Source organism: Frankia sp. AgKG'84/4 (assembly GCF_023242965.2).
GTDB lineage: Bacteria > Actinomycetota > Actinomycetes > Frankiales > Frankiaceae > Frankia.
Window position 1 is genome coordinate 1 of the sequence record NZ_JALKFU020000946.1, and the last position, 692, is coordinate 692.

The window sequence follows — 692 nt, forward strand, 5'->3', positions numbered from 1 at the left end:
GACGTGGCCGGGCAGCTCGGCGCCGCCGATGACGTCCTCGACCAGCAGGCGCTCGTGCTCGCCGGCGCTGCCCTGCTCGACGTGGAGGAGCCGCGTGCGGCGGTGCGGCTGCTGTCCGCGGCGGTCGATGCCGCTCGCCGCGACGGCGCCCCGGCGATGCTGTCCTACGGTCTCGCGGTGCGCTGTGAGCTCGAATGCTGGCGTGGGCTGTGGGCCGCCGCCTACGCCGACGGCGTGGAGGCCCTGCGCTGGGCCGAGGAGCTCGGCCAGGCGCCGGCACTCGGGTTCAGCCTCGGTGTGCTCGCCCGCATCGACGCCGCCCGTGGCGACCGGGCGCTGTGCGAGCAACGGATCGCGCGGCTGCGCGCCGAGACCGGCCCCTATGGCATTGGCCTGGTCGATCTGCATGCCGACGCGGCGCTCGGTCTCGCCGCGATCGGCCACGGTGAGTACGACGTGGCCGCGCTGACCCTCGCCGACGCCTGGAGCCGCATGGTCGACAGGGGGCTGGGTAACCCCAACACCATCCCGCTCGCCGCGGACCTAGCCGAGGCATACATCCGCGCCGCCGCACCCGACCAGGCGGTCCAGGTCGTGGCATGGCTCGACGAACGGGCTCGTGCCACCGGCCTGGCCTGGCCAGCCGCGGTCGCCGCTCGCTGCCGGGGCCTGCTCGCGGACGGCCTGCGGGC

The 692-nt window shown here is 75.6% G+C and carries 1 protein-coding gene; it reads left to right on the plus strand.

The annotated features are described in order from the left end of the window. Positions 1–692: hypothetical protein (locus MXD58_RS26210; protein ID WP_250610423.1), on the plus strand; the 692-nt coding region annotated here is incomplete at both ends.